Below are 20,232 nucleotides of genomic sequence, written 5' to 3' on the forward strand. Positions count from 1 at the left end.
GCAAACGATGCTCAGGTCTCCCCGCGCCACTGGCTCATCAACATCTGCAGAAAGCGTTCCGCAGTAGGCGAGAGCAGGGCGCCCCGGCGACGGACGATCCCGATCGTGCGCGACACCACGGGGTTGCCAATCGTGCGCGTCACCAAGGTCGGATGATCTCCGTCCGGCGTGGCCATCTTCGGCAGGACCGACACGCCGATGCCGGCCTCGACCATGCCCAGTGACGTCGACAGGTGGGTCACTTCGTAGTGCCAGCTCAACTTGAGGTTCTCGCGCGCCAGGGCACCATCCAGCAGCGTGCGGTTGCCGCTGGTGCGATGCACGGTGATCAGCTGGTGCTCGGCCAGATCGGCCCATTCCACCTTGCGCTTGCGGGCCAGCGGATGACCGCGTCGGCAGGCCAGCACGAAGGGATCTTCGGCCAGCACGTCGAAATCGAGATTCGGATCGTTGGCGCCCATGAAGTTGATGCCGAACTCGACTTCGCCACGCTCTACCGCCTGCAGGCCTTCGGTGGCCGGGATATCCAGGATCCGGAAGCGCACGTTGGGATGCGCTTCGTGGAAACGCGCCATCACGCTGGGCAGGAAGTAGAACGCCGCCGTGGGCAGGCAGGCGATGGTGACGGTAGCGCCCCGCGTATCGTCCCGGCCCCGCAGTGAGAACAGTGACCCATCGAATTCCTCCAGCATGCGACGCACCAACGGCAGCAGGTTCTCGCCGACGGCGGTGGTGCTGACGCTGCGCGTGGTGCGCTCCAGCAGTGGCGAACCCACAGCCTGCTCAAGCTTCTGTATCCGTCGGCTGAGTGCCGGCTGGGAGACGTGCAGGATCTCCGCGGCGCGGTGGAAGCTGCGCGTCTCCGACACCAGCAGGAATGCGCGTAGATCCAGGATTTCGCAATTGATGCTCATTGGGTATCAATCATCAAAAAAACAGCAATTCACAGATCAATTGGAGTCATGCCAGTATCGAATCACAGAGGGGTCATTCATCCCCTATACGCATCAATCTAGCACACGTATGTCCAACGATTTGCTCAGCATTCCCTGCGTACTCATGCGCGGTGGTACATCCAAGGGCCCGTTCTTCCTGGCCAGCGATCTTCCGGTGGACATTGCTGAACGCGATCGCCTGCTGGTGGAAGTAATGGGGTCGGGCCATCCGCTGCAGATCGATGGCATCGGTGGCGGCAACGCGCTGACCAGCAAGGTGGCCATCATCGACCGATCCAGCCGGGCAGACGCCGACGTGGACTATCTGTTCGCCCAGGTACGGGTGGAGCAGCAGGTGGTGGACACGTCCCCCAACTGCGGCAACATGCTGGCGGCGGTGGGCCCGTACGCCATCGAGCGGGGGCTGGTGCAGGCTCAGGATCCGCAGACCAAGGTGCGCATCCACAACGTCAACACCGGCAAGCTGATCATCGCCACGGTGGAAACGCCGGGCGGCCATGTGGTCTACCGCGGTGATACGCGCATTGCCGGCGCACCGGGCTCGGCCGCGCCGGTCAGGCTTTCCTTCCTCGATGCCGCAGGCGCCCGCACCGGCAAGCTGCTGCCCAGCGGCCACGCCCGGGAAACCATCGATGGCGTGCCGGTCAGCCTGGTGGACTGCGCCATGCCGATGATGCTGGTGCGTGCCGAAGACCTGGGCGTGCGCGGTGATGCATCGCCCGCCGAACTGAACGCGGATGCCGCGTTCATGCGCCGGCTGGAAGCGCTGCGCATCGAGGCGGGCGCCCGCATGGGCATCGCCGACGCCGGCAACAAGGTCATTCCCAAGCCGGTGCTGCTGTCGGCGCCGCAACACGGCGGCGATCTGCAGGTGCGTTACTTCATGCCGCACCAATGCCACACCGCACTGGCGATCACCGGTGCGGTCGGCCTGGCCACCGCCGCCGTCACGCCGGGCACGCTGGCCCACACTTTGGTCGGATGCCTGTCCGTTCCCGGCAGCATTACCCTCGAACATCCGAGCGGGGACCTGCAGGTGGGCCTCAGTCGCAGCTCGGATTACGCACCGGTGATTGCCAGCGTGGTCCGCACTGCACGCCGCCTGTTCGAGGGGCGCGTGTACGCGACTTCGCCCGCGCCCGCCGCGGCCAGTGCCACCCAAGCCCGCCAATGGACGTCAGCGGCATGATCTGAACCCGGCAGGGCCGGCGCAGACGCGCATGCCTGCCATTACAACGTAGATGCTTCACTCCTGGGAGGGATGATGTACAAGCAGTTCTTCATGGCCGCGCTGTGCGCGGCCGGTCTGGCCGCGGCCGGTTGCAGCAACAGCGGGCGCGCGGAAGGCGCATCCACCGGCACCGGTGACGATGCACCCGTGCGCATCAGCGTCGGCTCCTACAACCTCAACAATCTTCCGTTCTTCATTGCCGATGCCAAGGGCTACTTCAAGGACGTCGGCCTGGACGTAAAAACCGAGAACTTCGCCCAGGGTGGCTCGAAGGTGCTGCAGGCCCTGGTGGCGAATTCCACCGACGTGGCGGTCGGTTTCTACGACCACACCATCCAGATGCAGGCCAAGGGCAAGGATGTGGTGGCCTTTGTTCTGCTCTCGCGCAATTCCGGCCTGGTGATGGCGGGGCGCGAAGATGCCACGTTTGATCCTGCGCGACCGGAGTCCATCAAGGGCCAGAAGGTCGGCATCACCGCACCGGGCTCCTCGTCCGACTTCTTCGTCCGCCACTTCCTCGCCCAGCACGATATTCCGGCTGACAGCATCTCGCTGATCGGCGTCGGCTCGGGCGCCGCAGCGGTCGCCGCGCTGGAGCAGGGCAAGATCGACCTGCTGGTCAACTATGATCCCGCCGCCACCCTGATTTCCGAACGCAAGGTCGGCAAGATCATCCTCGACGCGCGCAGCGACGAAGGCGCCCGCCAGGTCTATGGCGGGCTGTACCCGACCTCGGTGATGTATGCCAACCAGAGCTTCCTGGACAAGCGCCCCGAAGCGGCCGAGAAGATCGCCCGTGCCGAACAGATGGCGCTGAAGTTCATCGCCGACAACAGTGCCGAGGAGATCGTTGCCGCGCTGCCGGACAGCTATGTCTCCGGCGACCGCGCTACCTATGCCCGCGCGGTGGAGAACGCGCGCGCGATCTTCACCCGCGATGGACGCTTCACGCCGGCCGACCTGGAGACGCCGTTGAAGGTGCTGCGTGAGTTCAATACCGATGTGGCCAAGGCCAACATCGATCTGTCCAGGACCTACACCAATGCCTTCGTCGAGCGTGCCAACGCTGCGGCGCCGGCTGCCCAACCGTAAGCGGAGGTAACCCCATGGCCCTCAATGCCACCGTGCGCCAACTCAACGGCGCGCCGCAGCTGGAGCCTGCACAGACCATGGTCGCCATCAACAAGGTGACCATGTCCTTCGGCGAGTTCACCGCCGTTCGCGATGTCGACATCCAGGTGGGTGACGGCGAGTTCCTCGCCATCGTCGGGCCCACCGGCTGCGGCAAGAGCACCATCCTCAATTCCGTGGCGGGCCTGCTGAAGCCATCCTCGGGCGACGTGGCCATCGATGGCCGCACGGTCAGCGGCGTGCAGGAGTCGGTCGGCTACCTGTTCCAGCAGGACGCCCTGCTGCCGTGGAAGACAGCTTTCCAGAACGTCGAGCTGGGCCTGCGCTTCCGCGGCGTGCCCGAAGCCGAACGCAAGGCCAAGGCCAACGCGTGGCTGGCCAAGGTCGGCCTGGCCGGTTTCGAGCATCGCTATCCGCACCAGTTGTCCGGTGGCCAGCGCAAGCGTGTGCAGATGGCGCAGGCGCTGATCGTCGAGCCGAAGGTGATCCTGATGGACGAGCCGTTCTCGGCGCTGGACATCCACACCCGCCACCTGATGCAGAACGAGCTGCTGCGTCTTTGGCAGGAGGACCGGCGCTCGGTGATCCTGATCACCCATGACCTGGAAGAAGCGATCGCGCTGGGAGATCGCGTGGTGGTGCTGTCCTCCGGCCCGGCCAGCCGCGTGGTGCGTAGCTTCGACGTGGATCTGGAACGTCCGCGCAACGTGGCCGAGATCAAGCTGGATGACCGTTTCACCGACCTGTACCGCGACATCTGGGCCTGCCTGCGCGGCGAAGTGGAGAAGAGCTATGCACGCCAAGACTGACAAATTCATCCAGCTCGCCTTGGTAGTCGCCGTTTTCGGCGGCTGGGAAGGCGGTATCGCGCTGGGCGTGATCGATCCGTTCTTCTTCCCTTCGCCAACGGCCATCGTGCAGCAGGCCTGGACCTGGTTGTCCGATACCTCGTTCTACCAGCATGTCTACATCACCCTTACTGAAACCGCGCTGGGCTACATCATCGGCACCGGCCTGGGCGTGGCCGGCGGTGTCTGGCTGGGCCTGAGCCGCCGTTCGGCGCGCATCCTCGATCCCTTCATCAAAGGCTTCAACGCGATTCCGCGCGTAGTGCTGGCGCCGATTTTCGTGTTGTGGCTGGGGCTGGGCCTGTGGTCGAAGGTGGCGCTGGCGGTCACGCTGGTGTTCTTCACCACGTTCTTCAACGCCATGCAGGGCGTGCGCGAGGTGAATCCGGTGGTGCTGGCCAATGCCCGCATCCTGGGCGCAAGCCGCAGCGATCTGCTGCGCCATGTCTACTTCCCGGCAGCGGCCAGCTGGATCCTGTCCTCGCTGCGCACCTCGGTCGGCTTCGCCGTGGTCGGCGCGATCATCGGTGAGTACCTCGGCGCTTCGGCGGGCCTGGGTTACCTGATCGCGCAGGCCGAGGGCAACTTCAATGCCGTGGGTGTGTTCGCCGGCATCATCATCCTGGCCGCCTTCGTGCTGGTCATCGACGCCCTGCTGGACGTGGTCGAGAACAAGCTGATCACCTGGCGTCCCAACGCCCAGGCACAGGCCACCAGCTGACCGGGCCGGGCTGAGCCCGCCTGCCGCGCCGCCGGTCCGATCCGGCGGCGCGAGCTTCCTCCCCCGATCTTCCCCCGCACCACCGCAACAGGCCAGCGCCGGGCCAGGGGGCCGGCTGGCCGGAGAGAGAGAGTCCATGAACCCTTCCACCGTGCTGCCGCTGGCAGCGCTGCCGGTCGCGCTCGGCCTGCTGTTGGCCACTGGCCACGCCGACGCCCAGTCTGTTTCATCCCCGCCCGCGCCATTGAGCCAGGCCGAGCTGTCACGCCTGGTGCAGCAGCAGGCGCTGCAGATCCAGCAGTTGGAAGCGCGCCTACGCGCCGTCGAGGGTGGGCAGGGCACCGCGGCCGCACCATCCGCGCCGCCCGCGCCCGCGCTGGAAACGCGGGTGGCCGCACTGGAATCCGGCCAGTCCAGGCAGCCCAAGGTCTCCTGGGCCAAGGGCGCACCGGAGTTCAGCAGCGCCGACGGCACGACGGTGTTCCGTCCCCGCGGCCGCCTGTTCGTCGATGCCTCCAGTACGGACGGTTCGGCGGTCGGTGATCGCAACGTTTCGGGCACCGAGGTCCGTTCGGTGCGCCTGGGGGCCGAGGGACGCTACGGCACACTGGGCTGGGTGGTGGAGGGTGACTTCGCCGACAACGCGGTGGCCTGGAAGTCGGTCTACGCCACGCTGGACCACACCCTGTTCGGCCTGCCGGCCGATCTCACGATGGGCAACCGCTTGAACGATCGCGGTATCGATGGCTCCAGCAGCACCTCCAACACGCCGTTCCAGGAACGCAACGTGGTCGGCACGTTGATGCTGCCGCAGCGCGGCCTGTTCGGTGTCGGGCTGACCGAGCGGGTGTACGGAAAGGGCTGGCACGCCAGCCTGTCGGTGGCCGGCAACGATCTCAACAACGCCGGCACCGACAACGACAGCCAGACCTGGGCCACGCGCGTGCACTGGAATCCGCTGGACACCGCTGGCGCCACGTTGCATCTGGGCGCATGGGCGTTCCACGAGAAGATTCCCGCCGGGGCCAGCGGCGTGGTGCGCAGTTCGGCCATCGCGGGGCATTTCAACGATCTGGTCAGGATCACGCCGGGCACACTGCTGGGCGCCGAGCGCAGCACCGCCTACGGTGCCGAACTGGCCGGCTTCTTCGGCCCGGCGTGGGCAACGGGCGAGTGGGGTACGCGAAGCCTGCGCGGGGCCGATGCCGGCGGTCGCTACGATCGCGACCACGCGGCGTGGGCGATTTCTGCCGGCTGGTTCCTGGCGGGCGCGCTGCCGTCGTACTCGGGCAAGGCCGGTACCTGGGGGAAGGTGAAGGTCGCCGATCCGGTGACGCGCGGCGGCGGCGGTGCCTGGGAGCTGAAGGGCCGCTATGAAGACGTGGACTATGCCGAGCTGCCCAGTGGCGGTACCGGTAAGAGGGTCGGCAGGGATTCGTGTAAAAACGGGCCGAAAGTGAGCTAACTGCCTGTCGCAGCTGGCTTTATTGGCCGCTCCAGAAAATCGAGGGTTGGGCAGCACTCTCCCGCCGGCACTTGGGCGCACCGCGCTATTTTCTGTTCGAGATCCCTCTCCAGCTGTCGCAGCTCGCGGATTCGTAGACGGACATCGACGAGCTTTCGCTCGGTCAGCTGACGGGTCTGCTCGCAAGAACCTTCGCCTGTGATCTCTAGCAGGCCAGCGATCTCGTCGAGGCTGAATCCCATCATCTGAGCGCGCCGGATGAACTGAAGCCGATTGACATCGTTTTCGTCGTAACGACGCACGCCTCCTATGGGTCGCTCGGGTTGACGCAGCAGCCTACGCCGCTGGTAGTAGCGCACGGTTTCGACGTGCACATCGGCCGCCGCCGCCAGCCGGCTGATCGTAAACGTGTTCGGACGCACGGCTTGACTCCGTACCTAGGTACAGAGGCTAGTATGCTCTGATGCAAACAACCCCGGCCAAATCGTCTGTTCCAGCCATCGTTGGCGCGAGCATCGCCGCCATTGGCGCATCGGTCTGCTGCGTCGTGCCGCTGGTGCTGGTCCTGCTGGGCATCAGTGGCGCCTGGATCGGCACCCTGACAGCTCTCGATCCCTTGAGGCCCTGGTTCAGCGCCGCCGCCGTACTGTCCTTGGCCGTGGCGTTTTGGATGCTGTATCGACCGGCGGCACGGTGCGGTGTGGATGGCAGTTGCATCGCCCCGGACGCTCTGCGACGCAGGCGACGTTGGCTCTGGTTGGCGACAGCCCTCATCGTCCTGTTGCTGCTGTTTCCCTATTACATCGTCTGGATTCTGTAGGAGGCGCGATGCACAAGTGGATACTGGCCCTGGTGGCTGCTCTGTCGGTCGGTGCCGCTCTTGCGACGCCCGCAACCGTAGTGATGCTCGATGCTGAGAACATGACCTGTCCCGCCTGCGGCATCACCATCAGGAAGGCGCTGGAGAAGGTGCCGGGCGTGGCCGATGTGAAGGTGGACACCCGGGCTGAAACAGTCACGGTGACGTTCGAATCGAGCCAGACGGATGCAGCCGGAATCGCGCGTGCAGTCACGGAAGCAGGCTTCCCGGCCAAGGTGCGGACTGGCGGTGAGTGACGTCAAGCTGGAAAGCATCTTGACCTGCCCGGAGTGCGGCCATCGGGCGACCGAGACAATGCCCATCACAGCGTGTCAATTCTTCTATGAGTGCACGGGCTGTGGAGCGGTTTTGCGTCCGCATCAAGGCGACTGCTGTGTGTTCTGCTCGTTCGGAACAGTGCCATGTCCACCGATCCAACAGAACAATCCCTGTTGTGGTTGAACCGCGGACTCCGATAATAGTTGGACAGACAGGCTGCGAGATCGACTGTGCCACCCTGGAAAGCGCGCCGCTCAACCAGCGGTGTGCATGCGAAGTGGTCGACATCCTCCGTCTGCACGAGTCGATCCGGGGTGCCTTTCCGGAGTTCACGACTGATCCCGCCGTACACGCGCACTTATTTTCACCCTATGCCTTGTTCGTTGATCGGCCCGCGTTGGAGGCCATGGGACGAGTCGCGGCGGCGGTCTTCGACGTCGCAGGAAACCCGGGATATAGCCAACGGGTCCTGCAATGGGCCCCTGACATTGCAACCCATGATCCGGGTTCGGCGGGGGGCGTCCTGGGTCTGGACTTTCACCTGACGGTCGATGGCCCGCGGCTGATCGAGGTCAACACCAATCCAGGCGGTCTGCTCCTCAATGCCTTGTTGCTCGATGCCGTGCGGTCTTGCGCGCCGCCAGCATGGGCCACCTGGACCAACGCGGCCCAAGCGCGTGATGCGGCCGTCACGGCCTGGATGGAGGATGCTCGGCAGCAATCCGGGCGCACGCCGTCGCGCCTGGCCATCGTGGACAGCACTCCGCGAGCGCAGTTCCTTTACCCCGAGTTTGTGCTGTACGCGAACGCGTTTCGGGACCATGGCGTGGACTGCGTGATCAGCGCTCCCGAGGATTTGTCGTTTGGTTCGGACGGGCTTGAGGATGCCCACGGTCGAATCGACACTGTCTACAACCGGTTGACCGATTTCGCGCTCGAGGATGCCTCGCATGCAGACATTCGTGAGGCTTACCTGGCAGGGGACGTCGCGCTGATGCCGCATCCCCGAGCACACGCGCTGTTTGCCGACAAGCGCAACCTTGCGGTGCTCGGGGACCCGGCTCTGCTCGGCGGGTTCGGGGTCGATGCGGGTTCGACGGCACTGCTGGGCCAGGTGATCCCGCCCACGGTCGAACTCGTGCCCGCGAACCGGGATGCGTTGTGGGCAGTGCGCAACGGATATTTCTTCAAGCCTGCAGCAGGGTTTGGCAGCCGTGGGAGTTATCGGGGCGACAAGTTGACCCGGCGGACTTGGGCGTCTATGGCGTCGGCGACCTACATCGCACAGGCCTTCGCGCCACCGAGCATGCGGATCGTGCATGGGGGCCAGTCCCTCAAGGCGGATGTGCGCTGCTTCGCGTCCGAGGCGGGTGTCCTGTTGTTCGCGGCCAGGCTGTACCAGGGCCAGACCACGAACATGCGCACCCCCGGTGGTGGATTCGCAGCGGTGCTCACGTCGTCACGGATCGAGGAGTGATTCCCCACCGGAGCCGACCCTTGGGGCGTGTCGTGGCTACAGCCAGGCGAGTGCCGATTCAGCCAGTTCGCGCTCCTCATCGATCGCGACGTTCCATATGCTCGGCCCGCCCCCGCGGTCGATCCGCGTGGCTCCAGCATCGTTGACGTCAGGTGCCAGCGCCAGGCCGAGCCAGGCCAGTCGCGCGACGATGCGAGCCCGCAAAACCGGCGCGCGATGGCCGATGCCGCCGGAAAAGACGACATGGTCGAGACCGCCAATTGCCGTGGCCATGGCCGCGATGGACTGCGCAATCCGGACTGCAAAGAGCTCCACGGCAAGCTGGGCCTGCGGGCCGGGATCCGTCAGCAACACGCGCATGTCGCCATGGCCGGCGATTCCGGCAAGGCCTGCACTGCGGTACAGGCCGTTTTCAAGCGCCTGCGCATCCAGGCGTTCATGCCTCAGCAGATACAGCAACGCGCCGGGATCGAGATCTCCGGAGCGGGTAGGGCTCGGGATTCCACCCAGCGGAGTGAGCGCCATGGTGGTGTCGCGGCTGCGGCCGCCCTCGACGGCGCAGACGCTGCAGCCCCCCCCCAGATGCGCGAAGACAGCGCGGCCCTTCAGGATTCCAGCGTCGTGGCTGGCCACTATGCGGAGCGCGGAGGCAAAGGCGAGTCCATGGAAACCGTAGCGGCGGATGCCCAGCGCATCCCATGCTTCAGGGACAGGCAAGCGCCGGCTCCAGGGCGCGAGCGACGCGTGGAAGTCGGTGTCGAAGGCCACGCCTTGGCGCGCGTGCGGCCAACGCATGCGCGCGGCACGCGCGAAAGCGAGGGCTACCGGCTGGTGCAAGGGTGCGAACGGCACCAATGCATCCAGTTTCGCGAGCACGGTTTCGTCGAGCTCGCGGGCGTCGTGCAGGTCACCGCCATGTACGATTCGGTGCACCACCACGTCGGGGCTGGGCCACGGCTCCGACAATGCCTCGAGCAGGGTGGCAAGGCGCTCCTGCGCATCCACGCCGACTGGAATTTCGGCCCGGGAGCGCTCGAGCAGACGAGACTGCGCGCCGTGTCCCTCAGTGTTGAACAGATAGGACGCGCCCTTGAGGGTGGACGAGCCAACGTTGAGTGCAAGAAGCCGGCGCGTGGTCACAGGTGTCCCCGAATCATGTTCATGGGGACCGCACCGCCCGGCGCAACAACTGCGCATTGATTGCCACAACGACGGTGCTCAGCGACATGAGCACTGCCCCAAGCGCAGGTTGCAGCAGGATCCCCCATGCGGCGAGAACGCCAGCGGCGAGAGGGATGGCGACGATGTTGTAGCCGGCGGCCCACCACAGGTTCTGGATCATCTTGCGATAGGTGGCCTTGCTCAATTCGATGATCGCTGGCACGTCGCGCGGGTCGCTGCGCACGAGTACGACGTCGCCGGCCTCGACCGCGACGTCCGTCCCTGTGCCGATGGCGATGCCGACGTCGGACGTGAGCAGCGCCGGAGCGTCATTGACACCGTCACCCACCATCGCGACGCGCTTGCCCTGGGCCTGCAGCTCCTCGATCTTTGCCACCTTGTCCTCGGGCAATACCTCGGCGAAGACGGTGTCGATGTTGAGTTCCTTCGCGACCGCGTTTGCGACCGCCGTGGAATCACCCGTCAGCAGGACAACCTCCAGTCCTTCGTCGTGCAGCCGCTTGACCGCGTCGAACGATTCGGGACGGATGGCATCCGCGATCGCAAATACGGCGAGCACCCGGTCGCCTTCCACCAGGTAGGTTGCAGATTGACCATCGGCTGCCGCTGATTCGGCAGCCCGCCGAAGCGTCTCCGGCGGTTCGACCGCGAGCATTCTCAACAGACCCGGCCCGCCAACGTGAAGCGAGCGCTCCTCGACGACTGCGCGCACGCCGCGTCCCGGCATGGACTCGAAGTCCTGCGACATCGGAACGTCGATGCCATGTTCCTTGGCGCTGGTCATCAGCGCCTGCGCGATCGGATGTTCAGCGTCGCGCTGGACCGACGCGGCCACGCGAAGCACCTCGTCGTCGGTGAGTCCATCGGCGGCAGTGGTCTTCACGACGCGGTGCGAACCGAGCGTGAGCGTGCCTGTCTTGTCGAACACGACCGTGTTCAGCAAACGGGCCTCTTCCAGGCCGCGTCGATCGCGCACGAGCAGGCCGTTCCGTGCGCCAATCGTGGTCGAGATGGCGGTCACCAGCGGGATGGCCAAACCCAGCGCATGGGGACAGGCGATCACGAGCACGGTCACTACGCGCTCGATCGTGAAGCTCCACGGTCGACCGAGGAGTGGCCAGACAATGGCGGTAACCGCGGCGGAGACGATGGCGATGATCGTGAGGTAGAACGCCGCCCGGTCCGCCAGGGCCTGGGCGCGCGAGCGCGACGTCTGGGCCTGCTCGACGAGCCGCATGATACCCGCGAGCGCGGTCTCGTCGCCGGTTCCCGTCACCTCGACACGCAACGAGCCCTGTCCGTTGACGGTGCCGGCGATCACCCGGTCGCCCGTCGACTTGTCCATCGGCTTGGACTCGCCGGTGATCATCGCTTCGTTGACGGCGCTGGTCCCTTCCTTCACGACGCCGTCGGCGGGAATGCTCGCGCCGGGCCTGATGAGCAGCAGGTCGCCGCGCTTCAGTTCCGCGACAGGGACTTCCTTCGCGGTACCGGCCTCATCCAACCGCACCGCCATATCAGGCAGCAGCTTCGCGAGTTCCTTGAGAGCGCCCTGTGCCTGGTTGATCGAACGCATCTCGATCCAGTGGCCGAGCAACATGATCGCCACCAGCGTCGCCAGCTCCCACCACAGGTCCAAGCCCTCGACAACGCCGAGCGTGACCAACGCGCTGTAAAGGAAGGCGACGGTGATCGCAAGCGAGATCAGCGTCATCATGCCCGGCAGGCGATTTCTCAGCTCGTGGTATCCGCCGCGGAGGAACGGCGAGCCGCCGTAGAAGTACACGATCGTGCCGAACACCGCCGGGATGTACGCCGACCCCGGGAACTGTGGTGCGGTGTAGTCGAACCAATGCTGGATCATCCCGCTCCAGATCAGAGTGGGGATGGTCAGCAGCAGCGTGAGCCAGAACTTGTCGCGGAAGCTCGCCACGCTGTGGCCGGCATGCTTGTCGTGCCCGGCATGGACGTCACCTTCAGCACCCGTGCGGGGATGCGGCGGTTGCTCGCCGTGCGCCTGATGATCTTGATGATGATGATTGTGTTGCGTCATGGGTCTGCCTTCCTGGATGCACTGATGCGCCGGGCACCAGCGGGGAGATAGATCAGTGTTCTGTTACAAGTGTCCCGATCTGGCGATGGCCATCACCAGCCGCAGTGAGAGCAATCCCGCAGCAGCGAAAGCCACCATAGCCAGGAAAGGCATGTGACCGAACACTTGCGGGCCGTCGGAATGCAGGCTCAACAGCGCACCGCTTACGTACAGGCCCAAGGTGACCAGGGCCAACGCCAGCCGGTTGCCCGTGCGCGCGATTGCCTCCTGCGTGGAACTCAGGCCATGGTGGTGTACGGAGAAGGCGGGTCGTCCGTCGCTCAGTTGCGCCTGCCGCAACAGGTCGGTGGCGATCTGTGGCAGTTGGCGCGCAGTGCGGGCCAGCCGCATGGCAAGCGGCCTGTTGCCGCTGGGGCGGCTGGCTTCGGCAATGTCGGCGATCGCGGCCGCCTGCGCGGACAGCGTCCCCAGCAGGTCCAGATTCGGATCCAGCGCCCGCAGCGTGTTCTCGACCAGGAACAGCGTCCGGATCAGGGACAGCAGGTGGGCCGGAAGCCGGAAGCCAGCGCCCTGCCCAATGCGTGCCACGCGCCAGATTGCCTCGGCAATGGACCACTGCGCCAGCGGACGGCTGGCCATCTCGGCCAGGATCAGGTGGATCTCGCGCACATGCGAGCGGCGGTCGACCTGCGACGGGAAGAAGCCCATGGCGATCGCTGCATCCAGCACGCCCTCGGCGTCGTCGGCCGCAATGGCCTCGACCATGCCGCCGAGCGCGAGCCGGGATGCAGGGTCGAGCACGCCGATCGATCCAAAGTCATGCAGGCACAGGCGACCGTCGTCAAAGAAGAACAGATTCCCCGGGTGCGGGTCGGCATGGAAGACGCCGGCGCCGAAGAGCTGATGCACGTAGGCACCGAGCAGCGCCCTTGCCAGTGCGGGAGCGGCCGCTGTGCCGTACGCGGCCTCCAGACGGGTCCCGTGGCTTCGATCCTGCACAAGCACGTTGCGGGTGGCATACGGCTCGACGACGTGCGGCTGGGTGATGCCGGGCAGGGCATCCAGCACCTTGGCCATGCGCCGCATGTTCTGCGCCTCGTGACGCATGTCGATCTCGTCACGCAGGAATGCGCCTAGTTCGTCCACCAGTTCGAGCGGCCGGTGGCGTTTCAGTGGCGGCCAGATCCACTGGGCGACGCGCATCGTGCGCCGCAGGAGCAGCAGATCCGCCTGCACCTGGGCATGGATCCCGGGGCGGGTGATCTTGACGACCACATCGCGACCATCATGCATGCGCGCTGGATGGATCTGGGCCACTGAAGCCGCGGCCAGGGGCTTGTCATCGAAGCTGGCGAAAAGTTCGCCGACCGGCGCGCCAAACGCCTGTTCGACGATACGCATGGCCTCCTCCGCCGGGAAGGGGGGCACATCGCTGTGCAATCGCGACAGCGCCTCGCGATAGGGCGCCGGCAGCAGGTCCCAGCGCAGGCTCAAGCCCTGGCCCAGCTTGACGAAGGTGGTGCCCAACCCCACCAGTGTGGTGCTGACGTATGCCGGAAGCAGGTCGGGTGCACGTCGGCGCAGGCGCAGCACGGCGACGCCGAGCTTGAGTCCCGCCCAGGCAATCTGGCCTCCGCGCCGCACCGTGCCCGCCATCAACGCGCGCTCCCGGTTGGACAACTCATGGCGTCGACCCACTTGCAGGACGCAGGATCGTGGCCGGATCGCCCCGACCATCCACTGCCGCCAGCTCCGCTTCCGACAACAGGCCGCCCCGGGACTGGCCGAGGACGCCCGCGGCCGCATCGACCACGTGCGCCCAGGTGCTGCGGTTGGCGAACAGCAGTCCCGGCACGTCCAGCGTGCCGCCGCGGTTGACGAAGCCGAGCGCCGCGGTCGTGGCCGGGCCAGTGTCGAGCCGGCGCAGCGCGCCCAGGAAGGGCTCGGGCCGCGTATGCGTGACGAATATGCGCGGCCGTTCCGCCGGGAACAGTGCATGGACCTCGCTGTCGGAGTGCACGTACCGCGCCTCGTCCGGATCGCGCGGCGTGCGGAACCGGCCGGGCTCGCCGAGATAGACGATCGCGGCCGACACGCCACGTTCAACGAGGCGCACCTGCGCGTGGCGCACTTCCTGCAATTGGTAAGCACCGGTGGCGACCAGCAGGATCGCCGCTGTCGCCGGGTTGCCGGCCAGGCATAGCGCACCTTGGGTGGCCAGCGCCTGCGCCTGCGTCGGTGTCAGCTCGTGCGGCACCGGTCGCTTGGGGACGACCAGGGTGGTGACCGTGCCGCGTTGCGCGTAGGCGTGGGCGAGGGCCGCGGCGGCGCCGTTGGCGTCCGGGGGAAACACCACGCGCGATATGTCGGCCATTTCGCCCAGGAGCGCCTCGGCCATGGTCGGATCCTGATGGGACTGCTCGTTCTTCGCGTTCTCCCACGTGTGCGAGGTCAGCACGAGAGGCACGCCCAGCCAGCCGGGCGGTCGCCCCGCCTGTGCCTGGTGACGCGCGAAGATCAATTCCTGGCGCACGGCGCCAAGCATCTTCGGTGCGAACGCCTCGTAGGTGACCACCAGGTTCAGCCCGCCCTTGTTGCCGAGCGCGGCGCATACCACGGCTTCCTCATTAAGCGCGGTGATGACCGCGCCAGTGGTCGATTCCGCGACACCGGGCTCGGGCTCGTGCACCCGGTGCTTCATTGCGTCCAGGGTGCGATCGAGCTTGTTGCTGCGCAGCTCGTCAGGATTGCCCACGCGCACGCGCAGCCCCGGGTTCGCTTCGGCGATGGCGACGAACTGCTCGTCGAGCGCGGTCATCGGCGAGCTCTCGCCGCCGGCGCCGCGGTCGGCGATCGCCGGGACGCGGGGCGGTTCCACCTGGCGATCGGCCAGCGCATGGTCGCGCTCGCGCACGCGCTGCTGGAGGTCGTGGCTGTTGAGTGCGGCAACAGCCTCCTCGAGCTCGGACGCGGCCACGAACAGCGCCGCGGCGCCTTGATTGAAGAGCGCGCGTGCCTCGGCCTCCTTCGACGGATTCCCGGGCAGGGGCAGGTTGTGCGAGGCGTTGGTCCCGGCGCCGGGGAATCCGAAGCCCTTCACGGTTTCGGCAATGCCATAGGGCAGCCGCACGTCGGCATCGGGAACGGCGGCGCCCGCTTGCAGGCGCGACTCCATCACATGGATACCCCACGCGATGCTGGCCGGATCGCGCCCGTCCAGCGCGATCGGATCAAAGCCGTTCAATCGCAGGTGCCGGTCCAGCCACCGCTCGCCGCCCTGCTGGGCGATCTGGCTGCGCTGTTCGATGCGCCGCCCGTTGAGGATGATGATCGGGCTGACCAGCCCGCTGTCCTCGGCACGCCACCAGCGCGGCGCCCAGTCGCTGCCGCGCTGTTCCTCGAACGCACCGTCGCTGAGGAACGCCACCAGGCGTTCGTCCTTGAGCGGTGCATGCACGTACTGCAGTTCGGCAAAGCCGAGATAGCCGCCTTCCATCACGCCCCCGGCGGTGTGCGCATTGACGTGGGAGCCCAGGGGCGACGCCGGTGTTCCGTCCGGATTGAGGGTGTAGGCATAGAAGTCGCCGACGAACCGGCTCAGCCCCGCGTCGGAGCGGTCGTAACGTTCGGCGTGCCGGGCGGTCATGTTGCCAACCAGCACGTTCAGCGCGTCGATGGCGGCCACGCAGTGCCCCTGGCCCATCATCCATGCGCGGGTGACGCCATCCAGGGCGTCCATCAGCAGGTAGCCGGCGTAGGCCGGCACCATGTTGAGGGACCCGCCAGTGTGGCCTTCGGGCGTGGCCTTGAAGTCATCGGCCTCGAGGGTCGCGCCGTCGGTGCGGACCCGCTGGCTGTAGGTCATGTGGGCCACCAGCCACATGCCGGCGCTGGTGACGCGATCGGCCGCGGCGAGCCGCTGCCAGGCGGTGCCGGCATCGGGCGTGCGGCCCAGGGCCACCAGCTCGTGCACCATCTGGCGGACCCGGAGCTGGGTGAGCGGGTCATGTCGGATCACGCCGTAGCCGGCCGCCCAATGGTCAAACGCGGGATCGGCCCGCCGGTGGGCGTCGGCGAGTTCAAGGGTCCGCTGGCGCTCGGCGGCCGACAGCTGGTCGGCGGTGCAGCAGTTGAGATGCAGGTTCATGGGTCCTCCGGGGAGTCGGCCGAAGCGGACATCAGGGTCGATGCCGCGTCAGCGAGGTCCGCGCCGAGCGCGATCGCGTTCGACGGGTGGGCAATGGTGTCGGTACTGACGATGCGGGCCAGACCTGCTTCCTGCAGGCGGGCATAGGCATCGCCGGCGAACACCGGATGGATGGCGACCAGCAGTGGCGGCGGCAACGACAACCGGCGCAGGTGTGCGAGGGTCTCCAGGATGGTGTGGCCGGACGACACGATGTCGTCGATCAGGACCGGGGTCCGGCCCGCCACGGCCTGCGGGTCGGGCAGGCTGACGCGCACGTCGTAGTCGCCGTGCCGCTCCTTGGCCAGCACCTGGTAGGGCATGCCGGACAGGGCGGCGATGTCCGCTACCCACTGCTCGCTCTCGCTGTCAGGGCCGATCAGCACAGCGTCGGGGACGGTCTCAGCGATCCAGCGGGCCACGGCCGGCGTCGCCGATACGTGGACCGTCGGAATGCGGTAGAGCGACTGCAGGCGCTCGACGCGGTGCAGGTGCGGGTCCACGGTCACCAGCCAGTCGAAAGCCTCTTCGAGGAATTGCGCAAACAGCGGTGTACTGACCGCCTCGCCGCGATGGAAGCGGGTGTCCTGGCGCATATACCCCAGGTAGGGTGCGATGAGGCCGACCGAACGAGCCCCGAACTCGCGCGCGGTCCGGGCGGCGAAGCGCAGCGGGAGGGCCAGGGCATCGGCGTTGCGCAGGCTGGCCAGGATCGCCACATCGGCGCCGTCCAGTGCGTCGTCCAGGGTGACCAGCGACTCGCCATCGGGGAAGTGCCGCCAGGCCACGGGTGCAATGCGCGCCTGCAGGGGCTGGTTGATGGTGCCGGCCAACACTGCATCGGCCGGGAAGGGCATCAGCACACGGGTCATGGAACCTCTCCAAGCACAAAGGGTTGCAGCGTCGCGGCGTGCTCCAGGGCGTAGGCCAGTTCTCCCGGCGACTCCGCATGCAGGGTCATCATGGGCTGTCCGCGCTCGACCGTATCGCCGATCCGCAGACCGGTTTCGAGGCCGGCGGTGGGGGATGTCGGGGCGCCGGCCAGCTTGGCCAGTTTGGCCAGCCTGCGGTTGTCGATCGCCGCGATGCGGCCCGATGCAGGCGCCGGGACGTCGGCGGTGAACGCCGCCCGTGGCGGTTCGCGGAAGCCTCCCTGGGCCTCGCAGATCGCCAGGAACTTGGCCAGCGCCGCCCCGGAATCCAGCACGCCGCGCGCGCGCTCCAGTCCGGTGCCGGCGTTGCTGCCCGCTGCCATGTCCAGCAGCGCCGCGGACAGCGCAAGTGCGCGTTCGCGAAGGTCGGCGGGTGCATCGGCCGCGTTGCGCAGCACCTTGAGCACGTCGTGCGCCTCGAGCGCCGGGCCGATTCCCCGACCCACCGGCTGGGTGCCGTCGGAGCGATGGATGCCCAACTGCAATCCCAGCGCGCCCGCGGTGTGGGCAAGCCGCGTGCCGAGGCTGTGGGCCGCGGCCTCACCTCGCACCTTGGCCGTCGGACCCACCGGCATGTCGATCAGGACGTGGGTGGAGCCCGCGGCTATCTTCTTCGACAGCACGCTGGCGACCAGTTGGCCGTCGCTGTCGAAATCCAGCGGGCGCTGGACCCGGATCAGGATGTCGTCGGCCGGGCTCAGGCGCACGTTGCCACCCCACACGATGCAGCCGCCCTCGCGCTCCACCACCCGGCGCATCGCCGCCAGGTCGAGCGCCACCGGCGCCATCACTTCCATGGTGTCGGCGGTGCCCGCGGGCGACGTGATCGCGCGCGACGAGGTCTTCGGGATGCGGTAGCCCAGCGCAGCCACGATGGCCACCACGATCGGGGTGGTGCGATTGCCCGGCAGGCCACCTACGCAGTGTTTGTCCAGCACCGGCCCTTCGCCCCAGTCCAGGCGCTGGCCCACGGAGATCATGGCTCGCGTCAGCGCGGTCGTCTCCGCATGGTCCAGGCGGTCACCCGCGCTGGCAGTGACGAAAGCTGCAAGCTCCAGGTCCGACAACCTGCTTTCCATCACGTCCTGCACCAGGGCGAAGTACTGCGCGTCGTCCAACCGGGCGCCGAACACCTTGGCACGGAGCGCGCCCGCCGACGCCGCGGGTTCCGCGTGCCTGACGCCGGCGAGGGCGTCGGGCGCGGGATCGAGGAGCGTCCACGCGGCCTCCGACAACGCCACCTCGTCCAGGCCGAGCCGATCGTCGATGACCACGTTCAGCGTCGCCACCAGCGTGCGGGCGTCCACGTCCAGCCTGACGCGCGTCATCGCGGCAAAGCCTTCCGAGCGACAGACCTCGCAGTCGCGGTGCATATAGACCACCGGCTGCTGGTAGGTGTCGATGCCGGCACGGGTGACGCGCAGGCGGGTGTGGCCCGGGGCCTGCGTGGTCATCTCGCATCCTCCAATCCGACTTGCTCCAGGTGCCCCGGCACGCGCGCACGCCAGCCCAGTTCACGCTGCACGCGCCCGCGCAGCATGTCTGCAGCGTCGGGCTCGCCGTGGGTGAGGTAGACCATGCGCGGCGCGGACGGCGCGGTGCGCATCCAGTCCAGCAGCTCCCCGGCGTCGGCGTGGCCGGAGAAGCCCTCCAGCTGCACCACCTCGGCGCGGATGGGGACCTCGCGGCCGAACATGCGCAACGTGCGCTTGCCTGCCGCCAGCGCGGCACCGCGTGTTCCTCCGGCCTGGTAGCCCGCGAGCAGGATCGCGTTGCGGTCATCGGGGCCGAACGCCTCGATGTGGTGCAGCACGCGCCCGCCGGTGATCATGCCGCTGGCCGAGATGATGATCATCGGCCCGCGCTGGCGGTTGAGTGCCTTCGACTCTTCTACAGTGTTGACGAAGGTGGCCACGTCGAACATCCGCTGGCAGTCCTCGTCGGACACGTGGTGCTCGGAGTGGTGGTCGTGGTAGTGCCGGGTCGCGTTGATCGCCATCGGGCTGTTGAGGTAGACCGGCACGTGAGGGATGTCCTTGCGCTCACGCAGCCGGGCGATATGCAGCATGAGCGCCTGGGCGCGGCCGATGGCAAAGGCGGGAATGACGATCACGCCCCCGCGGGCGGCAACGCGGCGGATGATCGGTGCCAGCTCGGCTTCTTGGTCGATCGGAATGTGTTCCCGATTGCCATATGTGGATTCGCAGACCAGGACGTCACAGGCGGGCAGGGGCGTCGGCGGATTCATCAGCGACTCCTGCTGCCGTCCCAGGTCGCCACTGAAGTGCAGGCGCTGGCCCTGGACGTCAAGGCTGACATGGGCAGCGCCCAGGATGTGGCCGGCAGGATGGAAGCGGATCGTGACGCCTGATGCGACCTCGATGTCGCGACCATAGTCATGCCCCTTGAGCTGCTTCAGGCTGCGGCGGGCGTCATCCTCGGTATAAAGCGGCCGTGGTTCCTTGTGCTTGGAGTACCCCTTGCGGGCCGCGTACTTGGCCTCCTCTTCGAGCAGGTGTCCGCTGTCGGGAAGCAGCAGGCCGCACAGGGCCACGCTGCCATGGGTGCAGTGGATCCGGCCGCGGAACCCTTGTTTGACCAGTGCGGGCAAGTAGCCCGAATGGTCCAGGTGGGCGTGGGTCAGGACCACCGCGTCGATTGATGACGCCTCGACGGGAAACGGAGCCCAGTTGCGCTCGCGCAATTGCTTGTAGCCCTGGAACAGGCCGCAGTCCACGAGCACGCGCTGACCGTTGGCCTCGACCAGGTAGCGCGAGCCGGTCACGGTGCCCGCGGCACCGAGGAATTGCAGGGTGGGGTTGGAAGACGCTGTCATGGTGTGGCTCCTGTCCTGGAAGGGAAGTGATTGCGGAGGGCATGGCGAGGGCCGAGGCGCATCTGCATCGCCCGCG

General features: G+C 67.0%; 18 protein-coding genes. 9 read left to right on the plus strand and 9 right to left on the minus strand.

The genetic code is table 11. The annotated features are described in order from the left end of the window. Window positions 1-11: 11 nt before the first annotated feature. Complete coding sequence (locus O0K41_RS00290; protein WP_049403731.1) at window positions 12-914, minus strand: LysR family transcriptional regulator; 903 nt, start codon at window positions 912-914, stop codon at window positions 12-14. Window positions 915-1,023: 109 nt separating this feature from the next. Between O0K41_RS00290 and O0K41_RS00295 the strand changes: the two genes are divergently transcribed. The 5 genes from O0K41_RS00295 (at window position 1,024) to O0K41_RS00315 (ending at window position 6,352) form a co-directional block, all read left to right on the plus strand. Continuing rightward, complete coding sequence (locus tag O0K41_RS00295) at window positions 1,024-2,145, plus strand: 4-oxalomesaconate tautomerase (RefSeq protein WP_049450713.1); 1,122 nt, start codon at window positions 1,024-1,026, stop codon at window positions 2,143-2,145. A 75-nt stretch (window positions 2,146-2,220) separates the two neighbouring features. Beyond that, window positions 2,221-3,279, plus strand: a complete 1,059-nt coding sequence (locus O0K41_RS00300) for an ABC transporter substrate-binding protein (RefSeq protein WP_088436500.1) — start codon at window positions 2,221-2,223, stop codon at window positions 3,277-3,279. 14 nt (window positions 3,280-3,293) lie between these two features. Beyond that, entirely contained in the window at window positions 3,294-4,127 is an 834-nt protein-coding gene (locus tag O0K41_RS00305) for an ABC transporter ATP-binding protein (protein ID WP_005413494.1), read from the plus strand. Further along, on the plus strand, window positions 4,111-4,887 hold the full coding sequence (locus O0K41_RS00310; RefSeq protein WP_005409726.1) for an ABC transporter permease: 777 nt from the start codon (window positions 4,111-4,113) through the stop codon (window positions 4,885-4,887). The genes O0K41_RS00305 and O0K41_RS00310 overlap by 17 nt, the downstream gene beginning before the upstream one ends. A gap of 136 nt (window positions 4,888-5,023) precedes the next feature. After that, window positions 5,024-6,352, plus strand: a complete 1,329-nt coding sequence (locus O0K41_RS00315) for a porin (RefSeq protein WP_308304410.1) — start codon at window positions 5,024-5,026, stop codon at window positions 6,350-6,352. Here the strand turns inward: O0K41_RS00315 and O0K41_RS00320 are convergent. Further along, window positions 6,349-6,774: a MerR family transcriptional regulator gene (locus O0K41_RS00320; protein WP_017355167.1), complete on the minus strand. Its 426-nt coding sequence runs from the start codon at window positions 6,772-6,774 to the stop codon at window positions 6,349-6,351. The genes O0K41_RS00315 and O0K41_RS00320 overlap by 4 nt on opposite strands. Before the next feature lie 41 nt (window positions 6,775-6,815). Between O0K41_RS00320 and O0K41_RS00325 the strand changes: the two genes are divergently transcribed. The 4 genes from O0K41_RS00325 to O0K41_RS00340 all read left to right on the plus strand — a co-directional run bounded on the left by O0K41_RS00325 (window position 6,816) and on the right by O0K41_RS00340 (window position 8,967). Then, window positions 6,816-7,172: a mercuric transporter MerT family protein gene (locus O0K41_RS00325; RefSeq protein WP_017355168.1), complete on the plus strand. Its 357-nt coding sequence runs from the start codon at window positions 6,816-6,818 to the stop codon at window positions 7,170-7,172. 8 nt (window positions 7,173-7,180) lie between these two features. Beyond that, complete coding sequence (locus O0K41_RS00330; RefSeq protein ID WP_017355169.1) at window positions 7,181-7,468, plus strand: heavy-metal-associated domain-containing protein; 288 nt, start codon at window positions 7,181-7,183, stop codon at window positions 7,466-7,468. After that, on the plus strand, window positions 7,461-7,673 hold the full coding sequence (locus tag O0K41_RS00335) for a GDCCVxC domain-containing (seleno)protein (RefSeq protein WP_080354540.1): 213 nt from the start codon (window positions 7,461-7,463) through the stop codon (window positions 7,671-7,673). The genes O0K41_RS00330 and O0K41_RS00335 overlap by 8 nt, the downstream gene beginning before the upstream one ends. 94 nt (window positions 7,674-7,767) lie before the next feature. Continuing rightward, window positions 7,768-8,967 (plus strand): hypothetical protein, encoded by a 1,200-nt coding sequence (locus O0K41_RS00340; RefSeq protein ID WP_017355170.1) that lies wholly within the window; start codon window positions 7,768-7,770, stop codon window positions 8,965-8,967. A gap of 36 nt (window positions 8,968-9,003) precedes the next feature. Here the strand turns inward: O0K41_RS00340 and O0K41_RS00345 are convergent, their stop codons facing one another. The 7 genes from O0K41_RS00345 to O0K41_RS00375 all read right to left on the minus strand — a co-directional run bounded on the left by O0K41_RS00345 (window position 9,004) and on the right by O0K41_RS00375 (window position 20,156). Beyond that, the gene (locus tag O0K41_RS00345; protein WP_036196077.1) at window positions 9,004-10,107 is read right to left on the minus strand and encodes an acetate/propionate family kinase; all 1,104 of its coding nucleotides are present in this window, start codon (window positions 10,105-10,107) and stop codon (window positions 9,004-9,006) included. 19 nt (window positions 10,108-10,126) lie between these two features. Continuing rightward, window positions 10,127-12,202 carry a heavy metal translocating P-type ATPase gene (locus tag O0K41_RS00350; protein ID WP_082316348.1) on the minus strand — a complete coding sequence of 692 codons (2,076 nt, stop codon included), beginning with the start codon at window positions 12,200-12,202 and terminating at the stop codon, window positions 10,127-10,129. A gap of 63 nt (window positions 12,203-12,265) precedes the next feature. Continuing rightward, a complete protein-coding gene (locus O0K41_RS00355; protein ID WP_017355174.1) occupies window positions 12,266-13,858 on the minus strand; it encodes an AarF/UbiB family protein in 1,593 nt (530 codons plus the stop codon). A 25-nt stretch (window positions 13,859-13,883) separates the two neighbouring features. Beyond that, window positions 13,884-16,349 carry a xylulose 5-phosphate 3-epimerase gene (locus O0K41_RS00360; RefSeq protein WP_229296418.1) on the minus strand — a complete coding sequence of 822 codons (2,466 nt, stop codon included), beginning with the start codon at window positions 16,347-16,349 and terminating at the stop codon, window positions 13,884-13,886. Then, window positions 16,346-17,260: a ribose-phosphate diphosphokinase gene (locus O0K41_RS00365; protein WP_017355176.1), complete on the minus strand. Its 915-nt coding sequence runs from the start codon at window positions 17,258-17,260 to the stop codon at window positions 16,346-16,348. The genes O0K41_RS00360 and O0K41_RS00365 overlap by 4 nt, the downstream gene beginning before the upstream one ends. After that, on the minus strand, window positions 17,257-18,774 hold the full coding sequence (locus O0K41_RS00370) for a thymidine phosphorylase family protein (protein ID WP_049404647.1): 1,518 nt from the start codon (window positions 18,772-18,774) through the stop codon (window positions 17,257-17,259). Before O0K41_RS00370 ends, O0K41_RS00365 begins: the two co-directional genes overlap by 4 nt. Continuing rightward, a complete protein-coding gene (locus O0K41_RS00375) occupies window positions 18,771-20,156 on the minus strand; it encodes an MBL fold metallo-hydrolase (RefSeq protein WP_049404645.1) in 1,386 nt (461 codons plus the stop codon). Before O0K41_RS00375 ends, O0K41_RS00370 begins: the two co-directional genes overlap by 4 nt. Window positions 20,157-20,232: the final 76 nt, after the last annotated feature.

This window comes from Stenotrophomonas sp. Sm2128, assembly GCF_030985535.1.
Classification (GTDB): Bacteria; Pseudomonadota; Gammaproteobacteria; order Xanthomonadales; family Xanthomonadaceae; genus Stenotrophomonas; species Stenotrophomonas maltophilia.

What these genes read in the sequence shown, in the direction of transcription:
- O0K41_RS00290 (WP_049403731.1), bottom strand. Translation starts at nt 914, where the DNA reads ATGAGCATCAATTGCGAAATCCTGGATCTACGCGCATTCCTGCTGGTG.
- O0K41_RS00295 (WP_049450713.1), top strand. Translation starts at nt 1,024, where the DNA reads ATGTCCAACGATTTGCTCAGCATTCCCTGCGTACTCATGCGCGGTGGT.
- O0K41_RS00300 (WP_088436500.1), top strand. Translation starts at nt 2,221, where the DNA reads ATGTACAAGCAGTTCTTCATGGCCGCGCTGTGCGCGGCCGGTCTGGCC.
- O0K41_RS00305 (WP_005413494.1), top strand. Translation starts at nt 3,294, where the DNA reads ATGGCCCTCAATGCCACCGTGCGCCAACTCAACGGCGCGCCGCAGCTG.
- O0K41_RS00310 (WP_005409726.1), top strand. Translation starts at nt 4,111, where the DNA reads ATGCACGCCAAGACTGACAAATTCATCCAGCTCGCCTTGGTAGTCGCC.
- O0K41_RS00315 (WP_308304410.1), top strand. Translation starts at nt 5,024, where the DNA reads ATGAACCCTTCCACCGTGCTGCCGCTGGCAGCGCTGCCGGTCGCGCTC.
- O0K41_RS00325 (WP_017355168.1), top strand. Translation starts at nt 6,816, where the DNA reads ATGCAAACAACCCCGGCCAAATCGTCTGTTCCAGCCATCGTTGGCGCG.
- O0K41_RS00330 (WP_017355169.1), top strand. Translation starts at nt 7,181, where the DNA reads ATGCACAAGTGGATACTGGCCCTGGTGGCTGCTCTGTCGGTCGGTGCC.
- O0K41_RS00350 (WP_082316348.1), bottom strand. Translation starts at nt 12,202, where the DNA reads ATGACGCAACACAATCATCATCATCAAGATCATCAGGCGCACGGCGAG.
- O0K41_RS00355 (WP_017355174.1), bottom strand. Translation starts at nt 13,858, where the DNA reads ATGGCGGGCACGGTGCGGCGCGGAGGCCAGATTGCCTGGGCGGGACTC.
- O0K41_RS00360 (WP_229296418.1), bottom strand. Translation starts at nt 16,349, where the DNA reads ATGAACCTGCATCTCAACTGCTGCACCGCCGACCAGCTGTCGGCCGCC.
- O0K41_RS00365 (WP_017355176.1), bottom strand. Translation starts at nt 17,260, where the DNA reads ATGACCCGTGTGCTGATGCCCTTCCCGGCCGATGCAGTGTTGGCCGGC.
- O0K41_RS00370 (WP_049404647.1), bottom strand. Translation starts at nt 18,774, where the DNA reads ATGACCACGCAGGCCCCGGGCCACACCCGCCTGCGCGTCACCCGTGCC.
- O0K41_RS00375 (WP_049404645.1), bottom strand. Translation starts at nt 20,156, where the DNA reads ATGACAGCGTCTTCCAACCCCACCCTGCAATTCCTCGGTGCCGCGGGC.